Here is a 25,947-nt window from a genome sequence, read left to right as displayed (position 1 = left end):
AATTATTTACCTCTTTTCTTTGCTGGTCTTCTTTTTGGTTTAGACTCAGTATTCTCAGATTTCTCAGTTGGGATTCCTTTTGCAAGAACTTCACCTTTGAATATCCAAACTTTAATACCAATACAACCATAAGCTGTATGAGCTTCAGCAAAACCATAATCAATTCTAGCTCTTAAAGTATGTAATGGAACTCTTCCTTCTAAATACCACTCAGTTCTAGCCATTTCAGCTCCACCAAGTCTTCCAGAAACAGATACTTTAATACCTTTTGCTCCACCTTTTAGTGCATTTTGCATAACTCTTTTCATAGCTCTTCTAAATGCAACTCTTCTTTCTAATTGTTGAGCAACATTTTCAGCAGATAATTGAGCAGATACTTGTGGTTTTCTCTCCTCTTTAATATTTACTGCTATCTCTTTTCCTACAAGTTTAGATAGAGAATCTTTTAGTTTTTCTACGTCAGCACCTTTTTTACCAATGATAATTCCAGGTCTTGCAGCAACTACTGTTACTCTAACTTTTTTTGCAGTTCTTTCAATAACTGTTTGAGCAATTCCAGCATAATATAACTCTTTTTTAACAAATTTTCTAATTTTGTCATCTTCAGCTACATTAGCAGGCATTGTTTCAAATTTTGGAAACCATCTTGATTCCCAGTTTCTATTAATACCTAATCTTAAACCTATTGGATTAACTTTTTGACCCATTACTTGTCTCCTTTTGTAGATGCTGCAACTTCAATCATAATATGCGCTGTTGGTTTATGCTTTGGAGAAGCTGAACCTCTTGCTCTTGGAGTAAATCTTTTAAGAACTGGTCCTTTATCTACCCTAGCACTTGTAATTACTGCATCTGCTGGATCTAATCCTGAGTTTGCTACTGCTGAAGCTATTACTTTTGAAATTAATGCCGCAGCTTTATTTGGAGTAAATTGTAAAGATGCAATTGCATACTCTGCATTCATTCCTTGAACTTCTCTTGCAATAAGTCTAGCTTTAATTGGAGAAACTCTAATAAATTTTAATATCGCTCTTGCCATTATTACGCCTTTCTTTGAACAGAACCTTTATGGCCCTTAAACGTTCTAGTTGGTGCAAACTCACCTAATTTATATCCAACATGGTTTTCTGTAACTACCACAGGAACAAAATTTCTACCATTATGTACATTAAATGTTATACCAATCATATCTGGAAGAATTGTTGATCTTCTTGACCATGTTTTAATTGGTTTTTTATCTTTTGAACTATTAGCAGCCACTACTTTTTTTAATAAGTGTGAATCTACAAAAGGTCCTTTTTTTATTGATCTTGCCATCTTAAACCCTTACTTCTTTCTTCTTGAAATGATTAGTTTATCACTAGCTTTTTTCTTTCTAGTTTTATAACCTTTAGTTGGCATACCCCATGGAGTAACTGGATGTCTACCTGAATTTGTTTTACCTTCTCCTCCACCGTGTGGGTGATCGATTGGGTTCATTGCAGATCCTCTTGTTTGAGGTCTAATTCCAAGGTGTCTGTTTCTTCCAGCTTTACCAACAACCATATTAATATACTCTTCGTTTCCAACTACACCAATTGTAGCCATACAAACTCCAAGAATTTTTCTCATTTCACCTGATGGTAATCTTAGAATAACATACTTGTCTTCTCTACCCATAATTTGTGCATATCCACCAGCAGATCTAGCAAATTGAGCACCTTTTCCAGGCTTTAGTTCAATATTGTGAACCATAGTACCAACTGGAATACTTACTAATTGCATAGCATTTCCTGGTAAAATATCAAGTCCACTTAAAGCAGATTGAACTTTGTCTCCAACTTTCATTCCCGATGGTTGAATAATATATCTTTTTTCTCCATCAGCATATGAAACTAAACAAATTCTACAATTTCTGTATGGGTCATACTCAACAGTTGAAATTGTTCCTTCTATTCCAAATTTATTTCTTTTGAAATCAATAATTCTATAAAGTTTTTTTGCACCTGCTTCTTTGTGTCTTGAAGTAATTCTACCGTTATTATTTCTACCAGCACTTGCTTTTACTCTTACAAGTAAAGATCTAACTGTTGGTTTTGAAGTAATATCAGAACTTTCAATAACTGACATAAATCTTCTAGCAGGAGTTATTGGTCTAAATTTTTTAATTGACATTTTTACTCCTTATGCTGATAGGTTCGCAATAGCTGCGCCCTCAGGTAATGTTACATAGAATTTTTTAAAGTCAACTCTTTTTCCAAGTTTTCCTCTAAATCTTTTAACTTTACCATCTTGTCTTAAAGAGTTAATTTTTGTTGGAGTTACTCCGAAATACTCTTTAAACACTTCTTTTAAGCTTGTTTTTGTCATTCTTGGACTTGTTTGTACAACAATAACACCATTTTCTTGAAGCTCAATTGTTTTTTCTGTATATAATATTGATTTAATATCTGTAATATCTGCCATCTTAAGCCTCTTTTGTTAATGCTTCAAGTACTGATTTTTCAATTAGTACAGAGTGATATACAGCAAGTAAATAAGCGTTTACTTCTTGCTTTTCAATCATATAACAGTTTTTAAGGTTTCTAAATGATAAATAAGTTTTTTCATCAATTGAATCAACGATAATTAATGTATCTCTCTTATTTAATTTACTTAAAACTGCAACTGCATCTTTTGTTTTTCCTGACTCAACAGCTAATGAATCAACAACAAAAAGTGAACCATTGTTTGCTTGTGCATTTAAAGCATATTTAAGTGCTAAAGCTTTTTGTTTTTTGTTTACCTTTTGCTCATAGTTTCTTTTAGTTGGTCCGAATATAACTCCACCACCTACAAACAATGGTGATCTTTTAGAACCCCATCTAGCTCCACCTGAACCTTTTTGAGCTTTTGGTTTTTTACCACCACCGCTTACTTCTGCTCTAGTTTTAACAGCTGATGTATTTGATCTTAAAGCTGATAAATATGACTTAACATATAAATATAAATTATGTTTATTTATCTCATCAAAACTAGCTGGTAAAACTACTTCACCACTATTTTCAAATTTTGCATTTAATACTATTGCTTTACTCATTTAGCAACCTTTATTTTTCCTAATGTTCCATTTGCACCAGAAACTGAACCTTTTAATACTAAAATTCCAGACTCAGCATCAAATGATAGAACTTCATTTTTTACAGATACATTTGTATTTCCGTATTGTCCTGGCATTTTTTTACCTGGTTGAACTCTTCCTGGGAATTCACAGTTACCAATTGAACCTGTTCTTTTACCCATTCTGTGCCCGTGAGCATTTCTTCCACCAGCAAAATTCCATCTTTTAACAACTCCAGAGAAACCTCTACCTTTTGTTTTAAAAGTAGTTTTTACAACTTTAGCTTCACCTAATCCAGAAACTTCTAAGTCTCCAGCTTCAGTATTAGCTACTGTTAAAGTTACAAATCTATTAAACTCTTTACTTAAGTTATATTTTTTTTGTTGTCCCTCGATAGCCTTGTTAATTTTTTTACCATTGCTATAAGATACTAGTGCAACACCATCAGTTACTTGACATACTTTTGCATCAAGAACTTTTAAAAGTGTAACAGCAGTACTTGGAACAGTAACTGTTCTACTCATACCGATTTTTTGAACTATAAATTCCATCTTGTATTACCCTTTCTTCTTATTCTTGACCCATTGATCTTACTTCAACATCAACTTCTGGAGCTAAATCTAATTTCATTAATGAATCAACTGTATCAGCTGTTGCTGAAATAATATCAATCATTCTTGTATGAACTCTGATTTCAAATTGCTCTCTTGAATCTTTGTTTACGTGAGGACCTTTGATAACTGTATATCTTCTGATTTTTGTTGGTAGAGGGATTGGACCTCTTAAATCAGCACCAGTTCTTTTAACAGCTTCAACTATTGAAGCAACACTTCTATCCAAAACTCTATGATCATAAGCTTTAAGCTTTAATCTGATTTTTTCCATATATTTTTTCCTTTAAAGAACTCGTTAGATACCAATAAAATGGCTCTAACCACATTAAGTGGACGCGGATTATATCTCATTAATAATTAGAAGTCAATACTTATGGGGGTTTGCCAAAAGAATGATTGGAATTTATTTCCTTATTTAAAGGAAGATAATATCACTTTATCTTAGTTAATAAGCTTATATTAATATTAGAAGAATTTAAATATTTTCTCCACAATTTTGGCAATTATATAAAAAAGTTATTGTAGTTTTACCACAATTATTACAATTTTTTCTTAAATTATTTTTACAACAAGGACAATAATTCATAGATGTATAATCTACTTTATTACCACAATTATTACATTTATCACTATTATAAGATTTAATCATACTTATTTTATTTTTCTTAAGCTTTTCATTTTGTTCTTTAAATTTTTTTTGTATTTTGCTTATAAATATAATAAAAATAACAACAACAAGTATAATCATTAAATAGTAAACTAAAAATGGTATATCTAAATTATAGAAAAATAAAATAACTTGTTCTAAATATAATTTAGGTAAAAGTTTATAAATTAGAGCAAATATATTTATTATAGTTGGTATGAGTGTAATATATAAAAGATTCTTAAATATTACATATAAAATATATCTCTCTTTCTTTATAAAATATTTAACAAACAGAAAAAATATAATCACAAGAGGAAGTAAAAATAAAATAGTTAAAAAATCTATCTTATAATAGTAATATTTATAAGCATCATTTTCATCGTTTTTATAACTATCTTTTACACTATTTATATATTCTACTAAGTCTACAACTGCTTTAGTATTTTTAAAACTATCTTTTATTTCGTCTCTTTGTCTATGTAAAGTTTCTAAAGTTTTTTTATTATCTTCATATTTTTGTTTGATATTTTCAATATTTAGTTGTTCTGCTAGTATTGATTTTTGTTCTGAATGATTTGCTATTTCTTGAACTAAAACTGTATTGTAGTTTTTTTCTATATATGAAATCTTTTTTTCTATTTCCTCAATATTTTTTATCAGTGCTTTATCATTTAATATTAACTTATCTATATCAATATTTTTATATATATTTTTTAAAAAAGTTTCAATACTTAAACATCTTTCATCTAAATTTCTATAATCTTTCTCTTTTAAATTAAATCTACTTAAATACTCTTCTTTTAAATTATAACTCTTTTTATAATAATATGATGTAAATAGACTCAAGTCAGAATCAATTATATTAAGACAAGAGTTTGCATAGATTTTCTTTGGATGATTTACAATATTATTTTGAAAATCAATTCCATCAATTAAAATATTTAATACAATTAAATCCAATACAACAATTAAAAAAATTGTTATTTTTGATAATTTCTCTTTAGCTAAATAAAGTAAATTATTTTTATAAAAATTTTTAATTGTATTTTTCATATTTTTTTAATTAATATCTTTTACCATTGCAATTTCATTACAAATAGGAAAAAGCTTACATCTTATACAATCAGCCCAAATCTTTTGTTCAGGAATATCCTCTTTTTGAATTTCATAAAATCCACATGATAAAAAGAAATCTTTTTCATATGTTAAAGATAGTATTTGGCTAAGTCCATAAAACTTTGCTTCTTCGGCACACTCTTCTACAAGCTTTTTCCCTAATCCTAATCCTCTAAATTTCTCATTTACTATTAAACTTCTAACTTCTGCCATTCTTGAAGAGTGTATATGTGTTGCAACAAAACCTGCCATTTCACCATTTACTTTTACAACAATATATGACCTAATAGTTGTTGCCATCTCATCTTCAGTTCTTAAAAGAATTATTCCTTTATCAACTTCAGGTTTTACAAGTTCTTGCATTTTTGGGATATCAAGAACAGTTGGTTTGTAAAATTCAATTTCCAAATAAATGCTCCGTTATTTTATTTTGTAAATCAATTATACCTTTTTTCTTAAGGTTTGAAACAAATATTCCAAGAGGATAATCTCTCTTTAATTTTCCTAATTCACTACTATTTAATTTATCAATTTTTGTAAAAGCATTTATTATGATTTGATCACCTCTTTTTATATGTTTTACAAAATCATCTACTTCTTTATCTATTTCTAATGTAGGATGTCTTGAATCAATTAAATGAACAAAAATTTGTAAATTTGGTCTTTTTTCTAAATATCCTGTAAGATTTTTATTCCATGCAGCTTTTAGGCTTTTAGAAACTTTTGCATAACCAAAACCTGGTAAATCCACAAATCTAGCATATACATATGGGTTTTCCAAATCTTCTGTTTTGAATTTAATATCAAAATAGTTTATTAATTGTGTTTTTCCAGGTGTTGATGACGATTTTGCTAAACCCTTTTGTTTTGTTAATGAGTTTAATATTGATGACTTTCCAACATTTGATCTTCCTAAAAAAGCCACTTCAGCAACTTGTGGCGCTGGGGAATCTTCCAGACTTTGTGCAGATTGTAAAAATTTTGCATCTATTAAATTCATATTATTTATTCACCTTATCTATATTTAAAATAAACTTCACAGGTTTATTTTCATTTCCTTTTACTCTTGCTTCTCCACTTAATTGATTTATATAAATATGATTTCCATATACTTTTCTATCTTCAGTAACATCATGTAAAAAAGCATTTCCTATTATATTGTATTCATCTTTCTTTGGTTCATATATAATTTTATCTCCACTTCCTTTGTAGTGTTTATCTTTTGTAAAAATCTCAAAATCAGCTTTTTTTGTAGCTTCATACTTTGATACTTCTTTTTTATTTGTATCTTTATTTAATACAAAAAAAACTTCAACTTTCTGTGCATTTAATTTATCTTGTCCCATTGCTATTTTTACATCTATTTCAAAAGTAGCAATTCCTCTTTGATCCTCTGCTTCAAAATAGATTGAATTTATTGTCAAAGTGTCTTTTTGAGCTAATAATGAAGTCAATGTTAAAAATATTATTAAAAAAATTCTCATTTTTTATCCTTTTTTTCAGGTTCAATTATAAAATGTGTTCTTCTTGATTTAATATAATTAGTATTCATATCAAAATATAAGTTTGTTCCACTATAAAAATTATCATAATACATAGCATCAAAAAACTGTGTATTTCTAGCTATTTTTTTAGTATTATCAAAGAAAAGTTCATTTGTATTAAATTTAATATATTCATCTCTTTTATATTTTACTCTGTTTGACAAATAGTATTTCTCACCTTTTTTTTCTATAAATTCGGCTTTTAAATTCTCTTTATTAAACTCTTTTTTTATATCTTTATTATAAATATTTATATCTGCAAAATATAGCTCATCTCGTGTTTTATATTTAACAGCTTGTTTTGAAACTATTTTTTTACTTAAGCTTTCTTCATCTAAAGTATACATAGTTGGGTTTTCAAAAATAAATATTGCTCTATCCTCTTTTTTCATACTATCTTTTAAACTTTCTATTGGTAAAAAATAAAAAATTATACTTAAAAATAAAGATATGTAAAAAAAGATTTTTAAAGCCATTTATTTATAAATTCCTCTTCTAAATTGTACTCTTTTAAAATATACTCTATCATCTCTCTTGCAGCTCCACTACCACCACTTTTTTCACAAATTATATTTACATTTTCTTTTACAAGTTTCATAGCATTTTGTGGAGCAAATGAAAGAGCAACTTTTTTTAACATTTTTAAATCGTTTAAATCATCTCCAATAGCAGCAACTTGAGAATAAGACAAATTCTCTTTTTCCAAAATCTTATCAAGTATTGCTAATTTATCTTTTACATTTTGATGGATATGCTCTATTTTTAACTCATTTGCTCTATATTCAACAATTTTTGACTCTCGTCCTGTAATTATTGCAGCTTTTTTCCCTAAATGTTTTGTCCAAAAAACAATTGCAAAGCCATCATTTACATTAAATGTTTTAAACTCTTCACCACTACTTGAATAAGTTATATCACCATTTGTTAAAGTTCCATCTACATCAAAAACTAAAAGTTCTATCATAATACACCTTTTGTACTAGGAATTCCTAATTTCTCATTTTTAACTAAAGCTCTTCTTAATGCAACTGCAAAAGCTTTAAATGTTGCTTCAATTATATGGTGTTTGTTTCTTCCTCTTTCAGATATTAAATGTAAAGTGATTCCAGCATTAGAACTTAAAGCATGAAAGAACTCCTCTACAAGTTCAACATCAAACTCTCCAACTTTTCCACTTATATTAACTTCATAAACTAAAAACGGTCGATTTGATAAATCTAAAGCACATGTAGTTGATGCTTCGTCCATCACAACTGTTGCATTTCCATATCTTTCAACTGCTTGTATAGGAAAAATTGCTTTTTTAAGTGCTTGTCCTAAAACGATCCCACAATCTTCAACTGTATGATGAGCATCTATATGTAAATCTCCATTACATTCAAGATTTATATCTATTCCACTATGTTTTGATAAAGCTTCTAACATATGATCAAAAAATCCAACACCTGTATTTATAGAAAATTTTCCACAACCATTTAATTCTAAGCTACATTTAATTTGAGTCTCTTTTGTTTCTCTACTTATCTCTACCATTTTTTATCCTTTATTCAATAATTACTGCATTATTTAAAGAGTTAAGATTTTTAAAATTTTCAGCCTCATTTCTATTTTTAAAACCTTTTATATATACTCTATAAATTCCACCATTTTCAATATACTCTATTTTTCTATTTGAAAATCTATTTTGATAGTTTTCTTGTGTTGTTATTGCACCTTCTATTAAACTAAATGCTCCAACTTGTAATTTTACATTTCCACTACTTTTTATTTGAGAACTAGTAATACTTTTTGGTTCTACATAATCAATACCTTGTTTAGCTGGTGGAATATATCCTTTGCTAAAATCTGGATTTGGGGCATTTTTATTCCCTACTTTACCATTAAATCCTAATACTGTTACTCTTACTTTTGCTGTACCTTTTTTTACCATATCAATACCATGAGCTGCTTTATTTGATAAATCTATAATTCTATCTTTAACAAAAGGTCCTCTATCATTTATTCGTACAATTATACTTTTACCATTTTCAAGGTTTTCAACTTTTACAACTGTATTCATAGGAAGAGTTTTATGAGCAGCTGTCATATCATACATATTATATATCTCACCATTTGATGTCTTCTTTGCATGAAAATCTGGTCCATACCAAGAAGCAACTCCTGTATACTTATCATTTAGGTTTGGAACAAAAGGATGGTATCTAACTCCCATAACAACATATGGTCTAAGTGTAGCTCTATGCATTGCATCACTATTACTAATATTTTTACTACTTGTTGTTTTATTATATGAACCATAATTAACATTTCTTGATTTACTACAAGAGCTTAACAATAATGAAATTAATAGAGTTAAAAGTATTGTTTTTTTATAAGTTTTAAAAAAATACATTTTTTGTCTCCTTTTTTAAAAAACCAGAGATTTTATCTAAATAATACTACTAAACTCTTTAAATAGTTTCTTTGAATTTTGTGTTGTAATACTCTTAACTTCACTCTCACTAATATCTAATATTTCAGCCATTTTTGAAGCTACAAAAGTAGTATAATAAGGCTCATTTCTAACTCCTCTATGTGGATGAGGAGTTAAATATGGAGCATCTGTTTCTATTAGAAGTTTATCTTTTGGAATTTGTGGCAAAATTTCTACAAGCTTTCTAGCATTTTTAAATGTAAGAACGCCACCTATTCCAAAAAAGAAATTCATATTTGCTAAAGGAAGCAAATGTGGACTTGCATTATAACAATGTAAAACTCCACCAAATTCACTATTTGCATATTCTTCTATAATCTGTCTTGAATCAGAAGAAGCTTCTCGTACATGTATTATTAGGGGTTTTTTATACTTTGAAGCTAATTTTATTTGAGATATAAAAACTTCTTTTTGTTTTTTTATATTTTCTATTTTTTCTACTTCATCTTCTGGTAATCTATAGTAATCCAATCCACATTCACCAATAGCAACACATTTTGGATGATTCACATATTTTTCTATGATTTCCTCACTATATTTTTCTATATCATAAGGATGTGTTCCAACAGCAAAATATACCTCATCATATTTTTCTGAAAGTTCAATTGCTCTTGGAAGAGTATCAAAATCTGCACCAGGAATTATAAAAAGATTAACTCCAACTTCTTTTGCATTTTTAATAACTCCATCAATATCACTTAAATATGCTTCGTTGTCTAAATGACAATGTGTATCTACTATAATCCTATTTTCCTTTTAAGATAAAAATCTATCTTTTAACTGAATTATTAAGTTATTTATTTGAGCTAACTCTTCACTTCTAATCCAAGCATCTATCCCAAAGTTTTTAAAAGCTTCATAATCATCATCATCTTCTAAAACTGCGATTGAAACAAACTTATCTTTACAAGCATCATGTTTATTCTCTTCATACTCAAAAATAGTCTCTATGTCTAATATAGCGATATCTGCTTTAGCTTTACTTTCACCTTTTGAATGAAAATACTCAACAGAGAAATCTGGATTAAAAAGCGACTCATCTATTTGACAAAATGTAACAATATTCATTAAAATCCCCCTTAATATTTAAAATAAACTATATTCTACCAAAATTTATTTAAACTATAATATATATCTTGTAATATCTTCGTTTTCAACAATTTTTTCTAATTTTTGTGCTACTAATTTACTATCAACGACTACTTTTGAGCCTTTATTAATATCTGCATCAAAAGAGATATCTTCAATAACTTTTTCAATCACTGTATGTAATCTTCTAGCACCTATATCTTCTGTTTTATTATTTGCTTGAACACTATATTTTGCAAATGCTTTTATAGCTTCATCATCAAACTCTAACTCTACATCTTCAATAGCAAGAAGTGCTTTATATTGTCTAAGAAGTGAATTTTTAGTATTTGTCAAAATTTTATATAGTGAATCTTCATCTAAAGATTCTAATTCAACTCTTAATGGGAACCTTCCTTGAAGCTCTGGAATTAAATCACTTGGTTTTGAGACATGAAAAGCACCAGCTGCAATAAATAGAATATGATCTGTTTTTATCTGACCAAATTTTGTTTGAACTGAACTTCCCTCAACTATTGGAAGCAAATCTCTTTGAACACCCTCTTTTGATGGATCATTTCCTTGATTCTTTTTACCACTTGCAATTTTATCAATCTCATCAATAAAAATTATTCCACCATTTTCACATCTTTTAAGTGCTTCAATTTTTATAGCTTCTGTATCGAGTAATCCATCACTTGCAACACTTCTTAAAAGAACTTTTGCATCTTTTATTGCTACTTCTTTTTTAATTTTCTCTTTATTAAAACTTCCAAGCATTTTATTAAGACTCTCTTGCATAGAACTCATATCAAAAGGAATATTTGAATCAAGTATCTCAACATGTGCTTTTTTTGGTATTTCAATCTCAATTAACTTATCATCTAAATCACCATTTAAAAGCTTTTTTTCCATGATATTATATGTTTTTATAAAAGACTCTTTTGCACTATCACTTGCACTATCTGGCAAAGGAGGTACAAGTTTTTCAATAATCTTTTTCGTAACTTCATCATCAATTTTATCTTTTATTTTATCTTCATACTCTTTTGTTACAAGATTAATACCTTCATATACCAAATCTCGAATCATTGATTCAACATCTCGTCCTACAAATCCTACTTCAGTATATTTACTAGCTTCAACTTTTACAAAAGGAAGACCCATTATTTTTGCCATTCTTCTTGCTATTTCTGTTTTACCAACTCCTGTATTTCCAATCATTAAAATATTTTTTGGCATAATCTCTTCTTGAAGTTTTGGTTCAACTCTCATTCTTCTGTATCTATTTCTAAGAGCCAATGCTATTGTTTTTTTTGCATCATTTTGACCAATTATATAATCATCTAAATATGCAACAATTTGCCTAGGTGTCATATCCATAATTTTCTAATCCTCTAGTTTTAATATCTTTATATTTTGGTTTGTATATATACAAAGTTCTCCAGCTATCATTAAAGACTCTCGCACTAACTCTTCTTCACTTAAGTTTGAGTGTTTTGCTAAAGCTCTTGCTGCACTAATTGCATAATTCCCACCACTTCCAATACTTGCAATCGCACCATCTTCAGGTTCAACCACATCACCATTTCCACTTAAAATATATATTTTTTCTTTATTTAAAACTATCATCATAGCTTCAAGTCTTCTCAAGTATTTATCTTTTCTCCACTCTTTAGAAAATGCAATAACTGATTTCAATAAATCACCTTTACAAGCTTCTAAATGAGCTTCAAACATATCAAAAAGGTTAAAAGCATCTGCTGTACTTCCAGCAAAACCAGCTAAAATTTTACCTTGATATAGTGTTCTGATTTTTGTAGCATTCCCTTTTAAAACAGTGTGTCCAAATGAGACTTGTCCATCTCCACCAATTACTGCACTATTTTTTCCTTTATATGCTAATATAGTTGTTGCGTGAAACATAATTAACCTGCAATAATATCAATTTTTAAATTTGCATTAATTCCAAATCCTAGCTTACAAGTTACTTCAAAAATACCAATATGTTTCATTTTTGTATCAATAGAGATATTTTTTCTATCTATAATAATAGAGAATTGGTTTTCCAACTCTTCACTTATCTCTTTATTTGTAACACTTCCAATTAATTGGTCGTTCGCACCTACTTTATGTTTAATTGTTAATTTTGTTGAATTCAGCTTTTCTGCTAACTCTTTTGCATTTTTAATATCTTCTTCTTCTTTTGCTGCTGCTCTTTTTTGTTCTGCTTTATGTCTTGCTAAAACTTCATTTGTTGCATGAAGAGCTAAACCTTTTGCTATTAAAAAATTCTTTCCATACCCATCAGCTACTTCTTTTATCTCTCCTATTTTTCCTAAACTTTTTACATCTTTAATTAATAATACTTTCATTTATAAAACTCCCATTTTTTTAAGTCAATATTTTACTATAATTTTGTTAAAGGCTAATAAATTGCTATATTAACTCTTGTTTCTTTAATACTTGCTCTTTTATATCTCTTTTCTTTACATAATTATTAAGCCCTATATGATTGTTATAACCCAAAAGTTTTGCAATTTTTCTTACACTCATTCCCATAGCTAAAAGTTCTTCAATTTTATCTCTATGTTCATCGAATTTTGATTTTTGGATAGTTCCAACTGGTTTACCAAGTGCTATTCCATCAAGTTTTTTTGCATTTAAAGCCTCTTTTGTTCTTAAACTTTGAAGCTCTTTTTCTAAATTAACTGCAACATTAATTATATTTAAAACCATAATTGCAAGTGGATCTTTCTCATCTAATAAATCTAAATTTTGTTCAACAATAACTATTCTAATATTATTTGATAATAGATATTTTACAATTTTTAAAATTGCATTAATTGTTCTTCCAAATACATTTAAATTTGCAACAATTAGTGTTGAGTTTTTTTCACAATTTTCTATGAGTTTTAAAAGATTTCTCTCTTCTTGAGGTCTATTTATTTCAATTATTATCTCTTTATATACTTCTATTCTTTTTTTAGAAACATAATTTTCAATAGATTTTTTTTGATTTTGTGCATAATCTTGTTGAGCTTCACTAGCTCTTATATAGGTAAAAACTTTTGACATATTTTTCCTTTATTGTAATAGTTTTAAACTAAAAAATTTATACAAAATGTTATTTAATAATAAATTAACAAATGCTTATACAGAAAAAACAATAAAAATATATTTTAAAGTTTTTTTAGGATATTATTTAAACTTTTATAAATATTGATTATTTAAGGATTTCTTTGAAGATAACAGTTGCAGTTAGTGGGGCTAGTGGAGTCTCTTTAGCTTTAAAATTTATTAATCAAATTCCAAAAGATATTGAGCTATTTTTAGTATTTTCAAAAAGCTCAAAAAAAGCTTTAAAGCTTGAAAATGGACTAAAGATAAAAGATATGTTTAAAAATAGAGAAAATATAACTATTTTTAAAGATAAAAATATTGGTGCAAGTATTGCTTCTGGATCATTTAAGGTTGATAAGATGATTATTATTCCTTGTAGCCAGAATACCTTAGCAAAATGTGCAGTTGGAATTGCTGATAGTTTAATAACAAGGGCATTTTCTGTAATGTTAAAAGAGAATAAAGAGATAGTTTTATCTCCTAGAGAACTACCTTTTAACTCTATATCTTTAGAAAATATGCTAAAGCTTTCAAAGCTTGGAGTTACAATTGCACCTCCAATTTTGGGATATTATAGCTCTCAACAAAAATTAGAGGATATGGAAAATTTCCTAATAGGAAAATGGATGGATTTATTAAAAATTGAAAATAACTTATACAAAAGGTGGAAATAGTAGTGCAAAAAGATATTTACAACTATTCAGGTTCATATAAAAAAGCAATTTATAGTGGTACTTTTGACCCAATTACTATTGGGCATTTAGATATTATCAAAAGAGCTTCTAATATATTTGAAGAGGTTATTATTAGTGTTGCAAAAAGTGAATTAAAGAAACCTATGTATGATCATGACAAAAGAGTAGAGTTTGTAAAAGCAGTTACAAAAAATATGGAAAATGTAAAAGTAATTGGTTTTGATACTTTACTTGTAGATTTAGCAAAAGATTTAAAAATAAATACAATTATAAGAGGGCTTAGAGCTGTTAGTGATTTTGAATTTGAACTTCAAATGGGATATGCCAACTCATCTTTAAATAAAAATCTTGAAACAGTTTATTTAATGCCAACTTTAGAACATGCTTTTGTAAGCTCAACAATTGTTAGAGAGATTATAAGATTTAAAGGTAAATTTGAGCACTTAGTTCCAAAAGAGGTTTTAGAATGTATGTAGTTCTTTTATTGGTTCTTTAAAATGAATGATTTATATCTATATGGAAGTAATGAAAGAATATTTCTAAACATAAACTTAGGTTGTTCAAGTAACTGTTCATATTGTTATTTATCAGATTTATCAATTAGTAAAAATGGCTACAATAATCAAAAAATTTCGATTGAAGATTTAATAAGTAGATTAAAAAATAATCCTAATTTTATAAGAGGAAAAAATGGCACAATATTATCAATTGGATGTTATTCTGAATGCTGGGATACTAACAATAAATTAGATACCATTAAATTAATTAATGATTTATTAGAATTTAATAATCCTATCCAACTTTCAACAAAGAGAAGAATAACAAAAAAAGATTTAGAACTAATCAATTTATCACAAATAAAGTATAAAGGACAATTATCAATATATATCAGTAACAGTTCAATCACTATGTATAAAGAATATGAAGATAAAACAACTAAACCATCAATTAGATTTAAAAGTTTTGATTTAATTAATGAATTTCCGTTAATCAACTTTTATTTATATATTAAGCCTGTTATAAAAGATATAACTATCAAAGATGAACTAAAATATATTAATTTAATAAAAAAATATAATTTAGATGTGATTGTAGGAGAATATTTTGAAATTAATCAGGATGTAAATGCACCTATTGGAAATGGTATTCTTGGTTATTCAAAAAAAGAAAATGATACAGAAATTTTAAAAAATATTTTTTTAAAGTTTTGTAATGTTTACAAATACAGTATAGAACCTATAAAAAAGGAACAAAATGGATTTATTTGATAATATTATTTTAAATATCATTGTTATAATAACCTCTATTTCAGGAGTTATTTTAGTTATTGAATCAACTGGTTTTTTACCTTATAAATTTACAAAATGGCTAACTAGAAATAAAATTGATACAACTATTGAAGTTTTAAAAAATTTAGGATTTGATGTTAAAGAAAATAAAGAAAAAGTTCATAAATGCTTATATGATGAGAAAAATATAAAAAGAATAGAAGAAAAACTTGATAAATGTAAAATAAATAAACAAGTAGAAATTGGTAAAAGTACCAGTGGTCATTTTTTTTCTGGTTACATTGATTTAATGGGAGCTTGTTGTAATGAAAGAACTGCACAAGATTTTGCAAGAGAACTTCACACATTTAGTAAAAAATTAAATCTTGACTATGATTTTATTGTTACTTCTAAATTGGGAACACCTATTCTAGCTTATGAATATTCAAAACTTGTAAAAAAACCTTTTGTGTTACATTCAGAAGAAGAAAAATTTAGATTAAAAAATGCAAATAAAAAAGAAGTAAAAAGTAAATTTGATTTTGGAATTTTAAAACCCAAAAAACTAAAAAAAGCATTAATTGTTGATGACAGTACTACTGGAGGAAGAAAAGTTCTTGACATTATTGATGACTTAAGAAAATATAACTATGAAATTACTGATTGCTTAGTTGTATTCGTACCCATAGGTAAAAATGTGGAAAATAAATTAAAAGAAAAAAATGTAAATTTACATAAAATTATAGAAATAAAAACAAAAATAGAGGAATGATATGCAACATAAAGGTAAATTAATAGTTTTTGAAGGAATTGATGGAAGTGGTAAAGGAACTCAAACAAAAAAATTGTTTAATTTTTTGAAAGATAAAGGTATTAAAACTGAACTATTTGAATTTCCTTTTTATAGTGAAACTTTTTTTGGAAAAGAAGTAGGTAATTATTTAAATGGTGAATTTGGAGGACTTAACGAAATTCATCCAAAATTTTCGGCAATGTTATATGCAGGAGATAGATATGAAAAAAGAGATGAATTAATTGAAAAATTAAATCAAGGTTATCTAATAATTTGTGACAGATATGTACCATCTAATATTGCTCATCAAACAGCTAAATATCAAAATGAAAGAGAAAAAGAAACCTTAAAGAAATGGATTGAAGAGTTAGAGTACGGAGTATATAAGCTACCAAAACCTGATTTAATATTTTTTTTAAATATGAATCCTGATATTTCTGATAAATTAATTCTAAATAAATCTAAAAGAGACTACACCGATAAGAAAAAAGATTTACATGAGAATGACAATTCTTATTTAAAAAATGTATATCACACTTTTTGTGAAATGGTTTCAAATGATAACTGGGAAAATATTATGTCTAATGAAAATGACAATTTAAAAACTATAGAAGAAATCCAACATGATATTATAGATACTTTAGTAAAAAAAGGATTTATAAATGAGTAATACAATTCAAAGTTTAAGAGGAATGAAAGATATCGTAGGAAGTGAGAGTGAACTTTTTACATATTTTGTTGAAAATGCCTCAAAAATCGCACAAAAATATGGTTTTTCTTATATAGAGACTCCACTTTTAGAAGAGACAGCACTTTTTAAAAGAAGTGTTGGTGAAAGTAGTGATATTGTAAATAAAGAGATGTACCAATTTATTGACAAAGGTCAAAATGATGTGTGTCTGCGACCTGAAGGTACAGCTGGAGTTGTAAGACATTTTGTAGAGAAAAAACTCGACCGTGCTGGTGGAACTTACAAGTGGTACTATTTTGGACCAATGTTTAGATATGAAAGACCTCAGAAAGGAAGATTAAGAGAGTTTCACCAATTTGGTTGCGAAGTTTTTGGAATAGATAATGTTTATGAAGATGCCAATATTATTATGCTAATTAAAGAGATTTTAGACTTTTTTGAAATAAATTTTACACTAAAACTAAACTCTCTTGGTTGTAATGATTGTATGCCAAGATATAAAGAAAACTTAGTTAATAATCTAAATAGTTTTAAATCTGAACTTTGTGAAGATTGTAATAGAAGAATATCTACAAATCCTATTAGAGTTTTAGATTGTAAAAATGAAAAATGTCAATCTTTATTAAGTAATTCTCCAAAAATTACAGATAATCTTTGTAACTCTTGTAATAGTGATTTTGAAAAACTAAAAGAGATTTTAGATTTTAATGGTGTAAATTATGAAATTGACTCAAATTTAGTTCGTGGGCTTGATTATTATAATAAAACAGCTTTTGAATTTGTAAGTACAGAAATTGGTGCTCAAAGTGCAATAGCTGGTGGTGGAAGATATGATAGACTTGTTGAATATCTAGGTGGAAGAAGCACAGCTGGAATTGGCTTTGCTATTGGGATAGAAAGACTTTTAGAATTAATTGTTAAAAAAGAAGAAAAAGATGATGCTATTTATATTGGTGCTTTAGATGAAAACTCTTTAAATAGTGCTTTTAAGCTTGTAAACAAAAAAAGAAAAGAGTGCAAAACTTATTTTGATTATACTCCAAGAACATTTGCTAAACATTTCACAAATGCAGAAAAGCAAGGATGCAATATTGTTGCACTTATTGGAGAAAATGAGTTAAAAAACAATCAAGTTTTTGTGAAAAACATAGAAACAAAAGAAGAAAAAAACATTAATATAGAGGAATTTTAAATATGAAAAGTAAATATGGAATTGATATTTGGGGAAATGATAATTTCTTTGTTGAAGATGGTCTTGTAAAAGTAAATTATAAACCTTACCCTTCACTAATTTCTATAACTAAAGATATTAGAAAACAAGGTTTTAAAGGTCCTTTATTATTAAGATTCCCACATATTACAAAAAAACAAATTAAAACACTTTTTAATGCATTTAATGCAAGTATAAAGGAATACGACTATAAAGGTACTTTTAATGCTGTTTTTCCATTAAAAGTAAATCAACTACCAAATTTTACTCACCCTTTAATAGCTGCTGGTAAAAAATATAATTATGGTCTTGAAGCTGGAAGTAAAGCTGAACTAATTATTGCTATGACTTATAACAATATGGGAAGCCCAATTACTGTAAATGGTTTTAAAGATAAAGAGATGATTCATCTTTGTTTTATTGCAAAAAGTATGGGTCATGATATTACAGTTATTATAGAAGGCTTAAATGAACTTGAAATGATAATTGAAGTATTTAATGAAACAAAACTTGAAGCACCAAATGTGGGTATTAGAGTTAGACTTCATAGTGGAGGAAGTGGTGTTTGGGCAAAAAGTGGTGGAATTGACTCAAAATTTGGTCTTACATCAACTGAAATTTTAGAAGCTTATGAACTTATGAAAGAGAATGATTTAGAAAATCTTCTTACTATGATTCATTTCCATATTGGTTCAGCTATGAATACAATTAAACCTTTAAAAAAGGCTCTTAGAGAATCAGGTCATATTTATGCCGAGCTTAAAAACCTAGGTGCAAAAAATCTAAATTCTATCAATATTGGTGGTGGGTTAAGTGTTGAATATAGCTCTTATGAAAGAACAATTTTTTACTCTTTAAATGAATTTGCAAGTGATGTTGTATTTACATTAAAAGAGATTGCAAGACAAAAAGGTGTTGAAGAACCAAATATTTTTACAGAATCAGGAAGGTTTATAAGTGCTGCTTCAACTGTTTTAATAGCTCCTGTTTTAGAACTATTTTCAGCAGAATATGAGTTGGATCATCTAAAACTAAAAGAGGTAAATCCACCTTTAATTCAAGAACTTTATGAACTATTTAAAGATATGACAAAGAAAAAAGCTTATGAATTTATGCACGATAGTATTGATCACCTTGAATCTCTTTTAACTCTTTTTGATTTAGGTTATATAGATTTACAAGATAGATCAAATGCTGAAATTTTAACTCACCAAATTATAAAAAAAGCTACTTCTTTATTAGAGATTGAAGATTATGAAGAGTTAAAAAGATTTGATAAAAATATTCAAGAAAAGTATCTTCTTAACTTCTCTCTTTTTCAATCACTTCCAGATTATTGGGGTATAAATCAAGAGTTTCCTATTATGCCAATAACTCATTTGGATAAAAAACCAACAAGAAGAGCATCTTTATGGGATATAACTTGCGATAGTGATGGAGAAATTCCTTTTGATATGAAAAAACCTCTATACTTACATGATGTAAATCTAAATAAAGAGGATTATTTCTTGGCATTTTTCAATGTTGGAGCTTATCAAGATACATTAGGAATGAAGCACAATCTTTTCTCTCATCCAACAGAGATAAATATTGTATTTAAAGATGAAGAAGTTATTTTAGAAAAGCTACTTGAATCACAAAAAATCATAGATATTTTAGATGATATAGATTATGATACACAAGAAATACAAACAATTTTAAGTAGAAGTTTACCACTTGAAACATATGAAATAATGAAAAAATATTTAAATGACAATAGTTATTTAAAAACAATTTGGAGTTATTATGACGAATGAAAATAATAAAGAAAGATCTTTATGGCAATTAATCAAAGAGGATTTTTATGTACCAAAATTAAATGATCCTGTTCTTGATTCAAACTTTGAACTATTTTTTAATTATCCTGGTGTTTGGGCGATTATAAATTATAGAATAGCAAATAAACTTTATAAAAAGGGTTTTAAAAAAATTGCTCGTGCAATATCTGGAATATCAACTTTTTTGACAAAGACTGATATTCACCCAGCTTGTACAATTGGAAGAAGAGTTTTTATAGATCACGCAATTGGAGTTGTAATTGGAGCAACTGCTATTGTTGAAGATGATGTATTAATTTATCAAGGTGTAACTTTGGGTGGAGTAAGTCTAAACAAAGGTAAAAGGCATCCAACAATTAAATCAAATGTTGTTTTAGGAAGTGGAGCTAAGATTCTAGGTAATATTACTATTGGTGCAAACTCTAAAATTGGTGCAAACTCTGTTGTGGTAGTTGATGTTCCTGAAAATTCAACTGCAGTTGGAGTTCCTGCAAGAATTATTAAAAAAGATCAAAGAAAAGATAAATTAGCACACAATGAGCTACCTGATGTTAGTAAAGAGATGTTTAGATATCTAATCAATAGAATTTCAAATCTTGAACACTCTATAAAAAAAGAACCAAATTGTACTTTGGCTGAAAAAAATGAAGCTTTGGAGAAAGAGTACGATAACTTTCTAGAAGCTTTAAATACAAATAAGAAGTGATATTGTGGATATTAATTTAATAATTTTTGGTTTACTAACTGGTTTTTCTTCAGGTTTTTTTGGTATTGGAGGAGGAAGTATTTTAATTCCCCTACTTCTTCTTGCAAACTATGGGATGAAGGAAGCTGTATCAATATCAATTATGCAAATGGTTTTTTCTTCAATTTATGGATCTTATTTAAACTTTCAAAAAATTAAAAACTTTCTAAGAGATGGTATTATTTTAGGAATTGGATCAAGTTTTGGTGGACTCACTAGTGGTTATTTTTTACCAAAAATTCCTGATATTTATCTTCAATATCTTTTTATAGCAGTTTTATTTTATACAATTTATACACTTTTTAAAGCTCCAGCATCAACACAAATTGTAGCTCCAAGAAAAAATGTTATTACTTTAATATTTATTGGTTATCTTGTAGGAATATTTGCTATGAGCATAGGAATTGGTGGCTCTTTAATATTACTTCCTATTTTAGTTGGCTTTTTAAAATATGATTTAAAAGTAGCAACTGCTCTTGGACTATTTTTTGTAATATTCTCATCTTTTGGTGGTTTTATTTCTACATCTTTATTTGGAAATATGCTTTTTTATGAAGGATTAATTATTGGAGTTGGTTCTCTTATTGGAGTATATTTTGGTATAAAAATAAAAGAAAAAACAAAATCTACTTCTTATAAGAATTTTGTTTTAATTCTTAATCTCTTAGTTTTAATTGTAACTATTTACAAAACTTTCTTTGATTAGAAACTAAGTTTTTCTTAGTTTCTTTTTGTAGGAACTAAATACTCATTTGTATTAATTCTCTCTTTTAGTTCCATTTGATTGGTTTTACCACATTTTGGACAAGGATTATTGATATTTGAATGACAAGAATAACAAAACATTGAAGTGCAATTATTACAAGTAAGTTTACAATGTTTACAAACAAAAGTTTTTTCTCTTTTTATCTTTTGTTTATTTTTAGAGAATATTTTTATTATAAAATCAAACATATTTATCCTAAATATTAATATATTTTAAAAATCATATATTAAAAAGAGTTAGTTTAACTTAAAATGTTATGATTATAAAATTATAAAGGAAAATTATGAGTAATAAATTAAAAAAAATTATAAAAGAACTTCTAAAATACTCAATTATTTTTATTTTAGTATTAAATATAGTTAGTTATTTTAAATCTCAAGATTTAAATAATAGTAGTTTAGATTTAAATAGCTTTAATTTAATTGATGGTTCTACTTATAAAACTATTTCAAACAAACCTCTTATGATACATTTTTGGGCAACTTGGTGTCCAATTTGTGCTCTTGAGGAGCAAAATATTGAAAAAATCTCTAAAAACTTTGAAGTTATTACAATAGCAAGTCAATCAGGAAGCGATGAAGAGATTAAAAGTTATTTAGAAAAAAACAATTTATCATTTAAAGTTGTAAATGATGAAGATGGAGATTTATCAAAGCATTTTAAAGTAAATGCTTTTCCAACAACTTTTATATATGATGATAAAAAGAATCTAAAATTTAGTGAAGTTGGATACACATCAACTTTTGGTCTATATTTAAGAATGTGGTGGAGTAATTAAAAAGTTCAAAAAAAGATAGTTTTGGATAAAATTCTAAAAAATTATATTATATTTAAGGCAAAAAATGAAATTCAAAATATTTGTGGATGGACAACATGGAACAACAGGTTTAAAAATCCATGATATGTTAAAAAATAGAGATGAGTTAGAACTTTTAACAATCGATGAAAAAGATAAAAAAGATATTAAAAAAAGAAAAGAGCTTTTAAATAGTGCTGATTTAGTCTTTTTATGTCTTCCAGATGAAGCATCAAAAGAATCTGTAAGTTTAATTACAAATGAAAATGTAAAAGTAATTGATGCAAGTACAGCATTTAGAACTAATCCATCTTGGGTTTATGGAATACCTGAACTTACAAAAAATCAAAGAAATAAAATAAAAAATTCAAAAAGAGTTTGTGTTCCAGGTTGTCATGCAAGTGGTTTAATCGTAGCTATGAAACCTCTTTTTAGAAATAAAATCTTAAGTAAAAATTTTAAACTAATTTGTCATTCAATTACTGGTTATAGTGGTGGTGGAACTTCTATGATAAATGATTATGAAAATGGAGTTTTTGATGTAATTGGTGGACAAAGACCTTATGCATTAGCTTTAAATCACAAGCATCTTCCAGAGATGAAATATGTTCTTAAAACAAATAAAGCTCCAATATTTACTCCAAGTGTTGGTAATTTCAAACAAGGTATGCTAGTAATTTCATATATTGAAAAATCAAAGATGAAGAAACAATTAAGCCGTAAAGAATTAATTAATATTTATAAAAAGTATTATAACAATGAACTTTTTATAAGAACTATTGAAGATAATGATAACTATTTAGAAAATGGTTTACTAAATCCTATGTCTTGTAACAATACAAATTCTTTAGAAATTTCAGTTTATGATAATAAAACTGATTTAGTAATAATTTCAAGATTAGACAATCTTGGAAAAGGTGCAAGTGGAGCTGCTGTTCAATGTATGAATATAATGCTTGGTCTTGAAGAGAAAAAAGGTTTAGAGATAAAGATCTAAACTTTTATCTCTAAAAAAACTATTTAACTCCTAAAAACTCAAATGCTTTCTCTTTTTTAAAGCTAGAACTTACATCTCCTGAATATATATTTTCTTGATTTTCGCCCAAATATAATTTTTTGATATCTGTTTTTCTGAAATCAATTGCTTTAATATCTACCCAAAATATATTTGGAGAAACTGCTGATTCAAAAAAATACAATCCTCTTTTATGGTCAAAAACTGTTCTCCATCTTGTTGAAGAGATATTTGGTTCTTCTTCTGTATTTAATCCAAAAGGTACAGAAACATTTCTAATTACACTAAAAACACTAGCTAAAGTATGTTGTTTATTTGCATTCTTAGGTATTGCATTTATTTAAAAAGATGCTCTTGCAAAACGATCTGAAGCTCGATTTGTTCCTGGAAGCATTGTTGTTCCACCAATTTGTTGCCAATATGTGTTAAGTGCTAATTGTTTATCAAATATTGGAGAATTTGTCATAACTTGGTATTTTATATTATGATGTATTACTTGTTTTCCATCTATATACTCAATAATCGCACTATCACCTTTTTTATCTGAAATAGATAGATGTAAAGTTGCTAACCTTTTTTCTCCTGGAACTTGATCTGTAACTACAACAAAAGGCTCTTTTTTTAAAGCTTTTACAGCTTCTTCAACTGTTGCAAAATTATCTAAAATATATTGTGCCCATAAAGATATACTTAAAGTTGCTTTATTACTCTTTTCTACTTTTGGATACTCTGATTCAACAAGCCATAGTAAATTTGCCATTAAGCCTTTTTCATTTACTCCATCTGTTGTTGAAATATCATATCCTGTTGCAACGACACTTCCGTATTTTGAAGTCCATTTTATTGATTTTATTCCAGCTTTTCCATCTCTTTTTATATTATTAGGAAAAATCCAGAGGTTTGTTCCAACATCACTTTTCCAATCCATAGATCTTGCAGTCATAATCTCATTTTCACCGTGATACACAACTCTTGTACAAGCAAAAGATAAGCTTGTAGTTAGAAAAAAAACTATTAATAAGAATATTCTTTTTATTGCTCTATTCATATCTTTTTCCTTTTTATTTAGATATTTATAAATTATAATTTAAATATAGTAAAAATTTCTTAAATTAAATACTAAATAATAGTTATTTTACTTCCAAAATCTGCCATTCCACAAGAGTACATAGAGCTTGTAACAATAGCATCTATATTTAAACTTGCATAATCTTTTGCATTGTTTAAATTTATACCACCACTACAAATAATTTTAATATCTTTATATTTTTCATCTCTTAATTTTACAACTTTTCTTATATCTTCAATACTCATTTTATCGAGCTGTAAAACATCTGCACCAAATTCAAATAAGTTTTTACTATCTTCAAAAGTTGAACTCTCAATTACTATTTTCTTTTCAGGCATTTTTATTTTAAAAGTTTTTATCTCATTATAAAACTCAAAATCATCTTTATAAACTACTCTATGATTTGGAAAAAATAAAATAGTTTCACTAAGATTTAATCTATGAACATTTGCTCCACCATTTAGTATTGATTTTATACAAAGTTTTTTTGCAAATGGATAAGTTTTTCTAGTAGTTAAAAGTTGACAGTTTTTATTAATAGAGTCTATCGTTTCTTTCATATTTGCTGTATATGTTGCAATTTTAGAACTATATTCCAAGATTAGTTGAACAGTTCTCCAGATTTTATGAAGATTTTCATATTTTCCTTTTATGCTAAGAACTAAATCACCTTTTTTTGCTCTTACTTTTGAAGGTATATAACTTAAAATTTCACAATCAAAAAGTTTAGCAATTCTAGAAGATTCTTCACTACAAGAAACCATGATATCATCTCTTGTAAAAATATCAAGTTTTGCTTCTAAGCTATTTTTTTCTTGTAAAAATGTAGTCAAATCTAAATAAGGTAAATCATCTTTTAGAAGAGCTAAAAGCTCTTCATCTGTAAATCTTATCATTTATGCAATATTTGAAATAATAAAATCTGTTTTTTTAAGTTGTCCAGATTTTTTTGTAAATTCTAATTCTAGTTTTGCTCTATTTCTTGATATATATTCAAGCACAAGTGGTTCTTGCTTTTGAACTAAATTTAAGATTGCCAATTTCATTGAAGTAAAAAACATCTCTTCACTGTAAATATCTTCTGCAATCTTTTCTAATATAATTTTATTTTGATTAAGCATAAAACTATCTTCTATTATTTCTAAGGCTCTTTTTGCAACTTTATAATTTGTAATATGTCTTAGCAACTTATAAAATTTCATTGATAAATCAAGTAAATAGTTACCATTTATCATCTCTTCTACTTTAGATATTTTCTCTGTCTTTAGATATTCTATTAAATCATCATTTGAAAAAGCATAATCTAAAAGTTTTATAATCTTTCTTTTATCTTGATTTTTCCATTTGTAATATGTTGGAGCAGAAAATTCAAAAAGCTCCGTCATAATTTTTTCTTTTGTCATTTTTATTCCTAAA

Annotated in this window: 35 protein-coding genes and 1 pseudogene; 10 read left to right on the top strand and 26 right to left on the bottom strand. The window is 27.0% G+C overall.

Annotation, left to right across the window (positions count from 1 at the left end; translation table 11 throughout):
- Positions 1-2: 2 nt before the first annotated feature.
- The 22 genes from rpsC to ATH_RS02965 form a co-directional block, all read right to left on the bottom strand.
- Positions 3-707, bottom strand: a complete 705-nt coding sequence (rpsC, locus tag ATH_RS03070) for a 30S ribosomal protein S3 (RefSeq protein WP_066184834.1) — start codon at positions 705-707, stop codon at positions 3-5.
- Positions 707-1,039, bottom strand: coding sequence for a 50S ribosomal protein L22 (gene rplV, locus ATH_RS03065; RefSeq protein WP_066173195.1), 333 nt, complete (start codon positions 1,037-1,039; stop codon positions 707-709). The genes rpsC and rplV overlap by 1 nt, the downstream gene beginning before the upstream one ends.
- A 2-nt stretch (positions 1,040-1,041) precedes the next feature.
- On the bottom strand, positions 1,042-1,317 hold the full coding sequence (rpsS, locus tag ATH_RS03060) for a 30S ribosomal protein S19 (protein ID WP_066173192.1): 276 nt from the start codon (positions 1,315-1,317) through the stop codon (positions 1,042-1,044).
- 9 nt (positions 1,318-1,326) lie between these two features.
- Positions 1,327-2,154, bottom strand: a complete 828-nt coding sequence (gene rplB, locus ATH_RS03055) for a 50S ribosomal protein L2 (RefSeq protein ID WP_066173190.1) — start codon at positions 2,152-2,154, stop codon at positions 1,327-1,329.
- A 9-nt stretch (positions 2,155-2,163) separates the two neighbouring features.
- Positions 2,164-2,445, bottom strand: coding sequence for a 50S ribosomal protein L23 (locus ATH_RS03050; RefSeq protein WP_066161694.1), 282 nt, complete (start codon positions 2,443-2,445; stop codon positions 2,164-2,166).
- Between the two features lies 1 nt (position 2,446).
- Positions 2,447-3,058, bottom strand: a complete 612-nt coding sequence (gene rplD / locus ATH_RS03045; protein ID WP_066173187.1) for a 50S ribosomal protein L4 — start codon at positions 3,056-3,058, stop codon at positions 2,447-2,449.
- Entirely contained in the window at positions 3,055-3,630 is a 576-nt protein-coding gene (gene rplC / locus ATH_RS03040; RefSeq protein WP_066184833.1) for a 50S ribosomal protein L3, read from the bottom strand. The genes rplD and rplC overlap by 4 nt, the downstream gene beginning before the upstream one ends.
- 19 nt (positions 3,631-3,649) lie before the next feature.
- Positions 3,650-3,964, bottom strand: coding sequence for a 30S ribosomal protein S10 (rpsJ, locus tag ATH_RS03035; protein ID WP_066173180.1), 315 nt, complete (start codon positions 3,962-3,964; stop codon positions 3,650-3,652).
- Between the two features lie 204 nt (positions 3,965-4,168).
- The gene (locus ATH_RS03030; RefSeq protein ID WP_066184832.1) at positions 4,169-5,395 is read right to left on the bottom strand and encodes a hypothetical protein; all 1,227 of its coding nucleotides are present in this window, start codon (positions 5,393-5,395) and stop codon (positions 4,169-4,171) included.
- Positions 5,396-5,401: 6 nt separating this feature from the next.
- A complete protein-coding gene (locus ATH_RS03025) occupies positions 5,402-5,866 on the bottom strand; it encodes an N-acetyltransferase (RefSeq protein ID WP_066184831.1) in 465 nt (154 codons plus the stop codon).
- Positions 5,856-6,458, bottom strand: a complete 603-nt coding sequence (gene yihA, locus ATH_RS03020; protein ID WP_066184830.1) for a ribosome biogenesis GTP-binding protein YihA/YsxC — start codon at positions 6,456-6,458, stop codon at positions 5,856-5,858. The genes ATH_RS03025 and yihA overlap by 11 nt, the downstream gene beginning before the upstream one ends.
- Position 6,459: 1 nt before the next feature.
- On the bottom strand, positions 6,460-6,942 hold the full coding sequence (locus tag ATH_RS03015; RefSeq protein ID WP_066184829.1) for an LptA/OstA family protein: 483 nt from the start codon (positions 6,940-6,942) through the stop codon (positions 6,460-6,462).
- A complete protein-coding gene (gene lptC, locus ATH_RS03010; RefSeq protein WP_066184828.1) occupies positions 6,939-7,478 on the bottom strand; it encodes an LPS export ABC transporter periplasmic protein LptC in 540 nt (179 codons plus the stop codon). The genes ATH_RS03015 and lptC overlap by 4 nt, the downstream gene beginning before the upstream one ends.
- Positions 7,469-7,966 carry a KdsC family phosphatase gene (locus ATH_RS03005; protein ID WP_066184827.1) on the bottom strand — a complete coding sequence of 166 codons (498 nt, stop codon included), beginning with the start codon at positions 7,964-7,966 and terminating at the stop codon, positions 7,469-7,471. Before ATH_RS03005 ends, lptC begins: the two co-directional genes overlap by 10 nt.
- Positions 7,963-8,535, bottom strand: a complete 573-nt coding sequence (hisB, locus tag ATH_RS03000) for an imidazoleglycerol-phosphate dehydratase HisB (protein WP_066184826.1) — start codon at positions 8,533-8,535, stop codon at positions 7,963-7,965. Before hisB ends, ATH_RS03005 begins: the two co-directional genes overlap by 4 nt.
- 10 nt (positions 8,536-8,545) lie before the next feature.
- Positions 8,546-9,394, bottom strand: coding sequence for a septal ring lytic transglycosylase RlpA family protein (locus tag ATH_RS02995; RefSeq protein WP_066184825.1), 849 nt, complete (start codon positions 9,392-9,394; stop codon positions 8,546-8,548).
- Between the two features lie 36 nt (positions 9,395-9,430).
- Positions 9,431-10,216, bottom strand: coding sequence for a TatD family hydrolase (locus ATH_RS02990; RefSeq protein ID WP_322853012.1), 786 nt, complete (start codon positions 10,214-10,216; stop codon positions 9,431-9,433).
- 15 nt (positions 10,217-10,231) lie between these two features.
- Entirely contained in the window at positions 10,232-10,543 is a 312-nt protein-coding gene (locus tag ATH_RS02985; protein WP_066184823.1) for a hypothetical protein, read from the bottom strand.
- 54 nt (positions 10,544-10,597) lie between these two features.
- On the bottom strand, positions 10,598-11,926 hold the full coding sequence (hslU, locus tag ATH_RS02980; protein WP_066184822.1) for an ATP-dependent protease ATPase subunit HslU: 1,329 nt from the start codon (positions 11,924-11,926) through the stop codon (positions 10,598-10,600).
- A 6-nt stretch (positions 11,927-11,932) separates the two neighbouring features.
- The gene (hslV, locus tag ATH_RS02975) at positions 11,933-12,469 is read right to left on the bottom strand and encodes an ATP-dependent protease subunit HslV (RefSeq protein ID WP_066173152.1); all 537 of its coding nucleotides are present in this window, start codon (positions 12,467-12,469) and stop codon (positions 11,933-11,935) included.
- A 2-nt stretch (positions 12,470-12,471) separates the two neighbouring features.
- A complete protein-coding gene (gene rplI / locus ATH_RS02970) occupies positions 12,472-12,918 on the bottom strand; it encodes a 50S ribosomal protein L9 (RefSeq protein ID WP_066184821.1) in 447 nt (148 codons plus the stop codon).
- A gap of 64 nt (positions 12,919-12,982) precedes the next feature.
- Positions 12,983-13,621, bottom strand: coding sequence for a recombinase family protein (locus ATH_RS02965; RefSeq protein ID WP_066184820.1), 639 nt, complete (start codon positions 13,619-13,621; stop codon positions 12,983-12,985).
- Between the two features lie 164 nt (positions 13,622-13,785).
- Here ATH_RS02965 and ATH_RS02960 point away from each other — a divergent pair, with 164 nt between their 5' ends.
- From ATH_RS02960 to ATH_RS02920, 8 genes are all read left to right on the top strand, one after another.
- Positions 13,786-14,340: a UbiX family flavin prenyltransferase gene (locus ATH_RS02960; protein ID WP_066184819.1), complete on the top strand. Its 555-nt coding sequence runs from the start codon at positions 13,786-13,788 to the stop codon at positions 14,338-14,340.
- A gap of 2 nt (positions 14,341-14,342) precedes the next feature.
- On the top strand, positions 14,343-14,837 hold the full coding sequence (coaD, locus tag ATH_RS02955; protein WP_066184818.1) for a pantetheine-phosphate adenylyltransferase: 495 nt from the start codon (positions 14,343-14,345) through the stop codon (positions 14,835-14,837).
- A gap of 778 nt (positions 14,838-15,615) precedes the next feature.
- Positions 15,616-16,401, top strand: a complete 786-nt coding sequence (locus tag ATH_RS02945; protein ID WP_066184816.1) for a hypothetical protein — start codon at positions 15,616-15,618, stop codon at positions 16,399-16,401.
- Position 16,402: 1 nt separating this feature from the next.
- The gene (tmk, locus tag ATH_RS02940) at positions 16,403-17,092 is read left to right on the top strand and encodes a dTMP kinase (protein ID WP_066184815.1); all 690 of its coding nucleotides are present in this window, start codon (positions 16,403-16,405) and stop codon (positions 17,090-17,092) included.
- Positions 17,085-18,305, top strand: a complete 1,221-nt coding sequence (hisS, locus tag ATH_RS02935; RefSeq protein ID WP_066184814.1) for a histidine--tRNA ligase — start codon at positions 17,085-17,087, stop codon at positions 18,303-18,305. The genes tmk and hisS overlap by 8 nt, the downstream gene beginning before the upstream one ends.
- A 2-nt stretch (positions 18,306-18,307) precedes the next feature.
- On the top strand, positions 18,308-20,119 hold the full coding sequence (gene speA, locus ATH_RS02930; protein ID WP_066184813.1) for a biosynthetic arginine decarboxylase: 1,812 nt from the start codon (positions 18,308-18,310) through the stop codon (positions 20,117-20,119).
- Positions 20,109-20,846, top strand: coding sequence for a serine O-acetyltransferase (cysE, locus tag ATH_RS02925; RefSeq protein ID WP_066184812.1), 738 nt, complete (start codon positions 20,109-20,111; stop codon positions 20,844-20,846). Before speA ends, cysE begins: the two co-directional genes overlap by 11 nt.
- A 4-nt stretch (positions 20,847-20,850) precedes the next feature.
- Positions 20,851-21,591: a sulfite exporter TauE/SafE family protein gene (locus ATH_RS02920; RefSeq protein ID WP_066184811.1), complete on the top strand. Its 741-nt coding sequence runs from the start codon at positions 20,851-20,853 to the stop codon at positions 21,589-21,591.
- Positions 21,592-21,605: 14 nt separating this feature from the next.
- On the opposite strand, the gene ATH_RS02915 is transcribed toward ATH_RS02920, so the two are convergent.
- Positions 21,606-21,839 (bottom strand): hypothetical protein, encoded by a 234-nt coding sequence (locus tag ATH_RS02915; RefSeq protein ID WP_066184810.1) that lies wholly within the window; start codon positions 21,837-21,839, stop codon positions 21,606-21,608.
- A 95-nt stretch (positions 21,840-21,934) separates the two neighbouring features.
- Between ATH_RS02915 and ATH_RS02910 the strand changes: the two genes are divergently transcribed.
- Both ATH_RS02910 and argC read left to right on the top strand, forming a co-directional pair.
- Positions 21,935-22,429: a redoxin domain-containing protein gene (locus tag ATH_RS02910; protein WP_066184809.1), complete on the top strand. Its 495-nt coding sequence runs from the start codon at positions 21,935-21,937 to the stop codon at positions 22,427-22,429.
- A 40-nt stretch (positions 22,430-22,469) separates the two neighbouring features.
- Complete coding sequence (gene argC / locus ATH_RS02905) at positions 22,470-23,444, top strand: N-acetyl-gamma-glutamyl-phosphate reductase (RefSeq protein ID WP_371317585.1); 975 nt, start codon at positions 22,470-22,472, stop codon at positions 23,442-23,444.
- A 19-nt stretch (positions 23,445-23,463) separates the two neighbouring features.
- On the opposite strand, the pseudogene ATH_RS02900 reads toward argC, so the two are convergent.
- From ATH_RS02900 to ATH_RS02890, 3 genes and pseudogenes are all read right to left on the bottom strand, one after another.
- Positions 23,464-24,510, bottom strand: a pseudogene (locus tag ATH_RS02900) (linear amide C-N hydrolase).
- 71 nt (positions 24,511-24,581) lie between these two features.
- A complete protein-coding gene (gene modD, locus ATH_RS02895; RefSeq protein WP_066184807.1) occupies positions 24,582-25,427 on the bottom strand; it encodes a ModD protein in 846 nt (281 codons plus the stop codon).
- On the bottom strand, positions 25,428-25,934 hold the full coding sequence (locus ATH_RS02890) for a hypothetical protein (protein WP_066184806.1): 507 nt from the start codon (positions 25,932-25,934) through the stop codon (positions 25,428-25,430).
- Between the last annotated feature and the right edge of the window lie 13 nt (positions 25,935-25,947).

The organism is Aliarcobacter thereius LMG 24486 (assembly GCF_004214815.1).
GTDB classification, from domain to species: Bacteria; Campylobacterota; Campylobacteria; order Campylobacterales; family Arcobacteraceae; genus Aliarcobacter; species Aliarcobacter thereius.
Note: the sequence above shows the minus strand (reverse complement) of the source record. Positions and strands in the feature narration are given on the sequence as shown.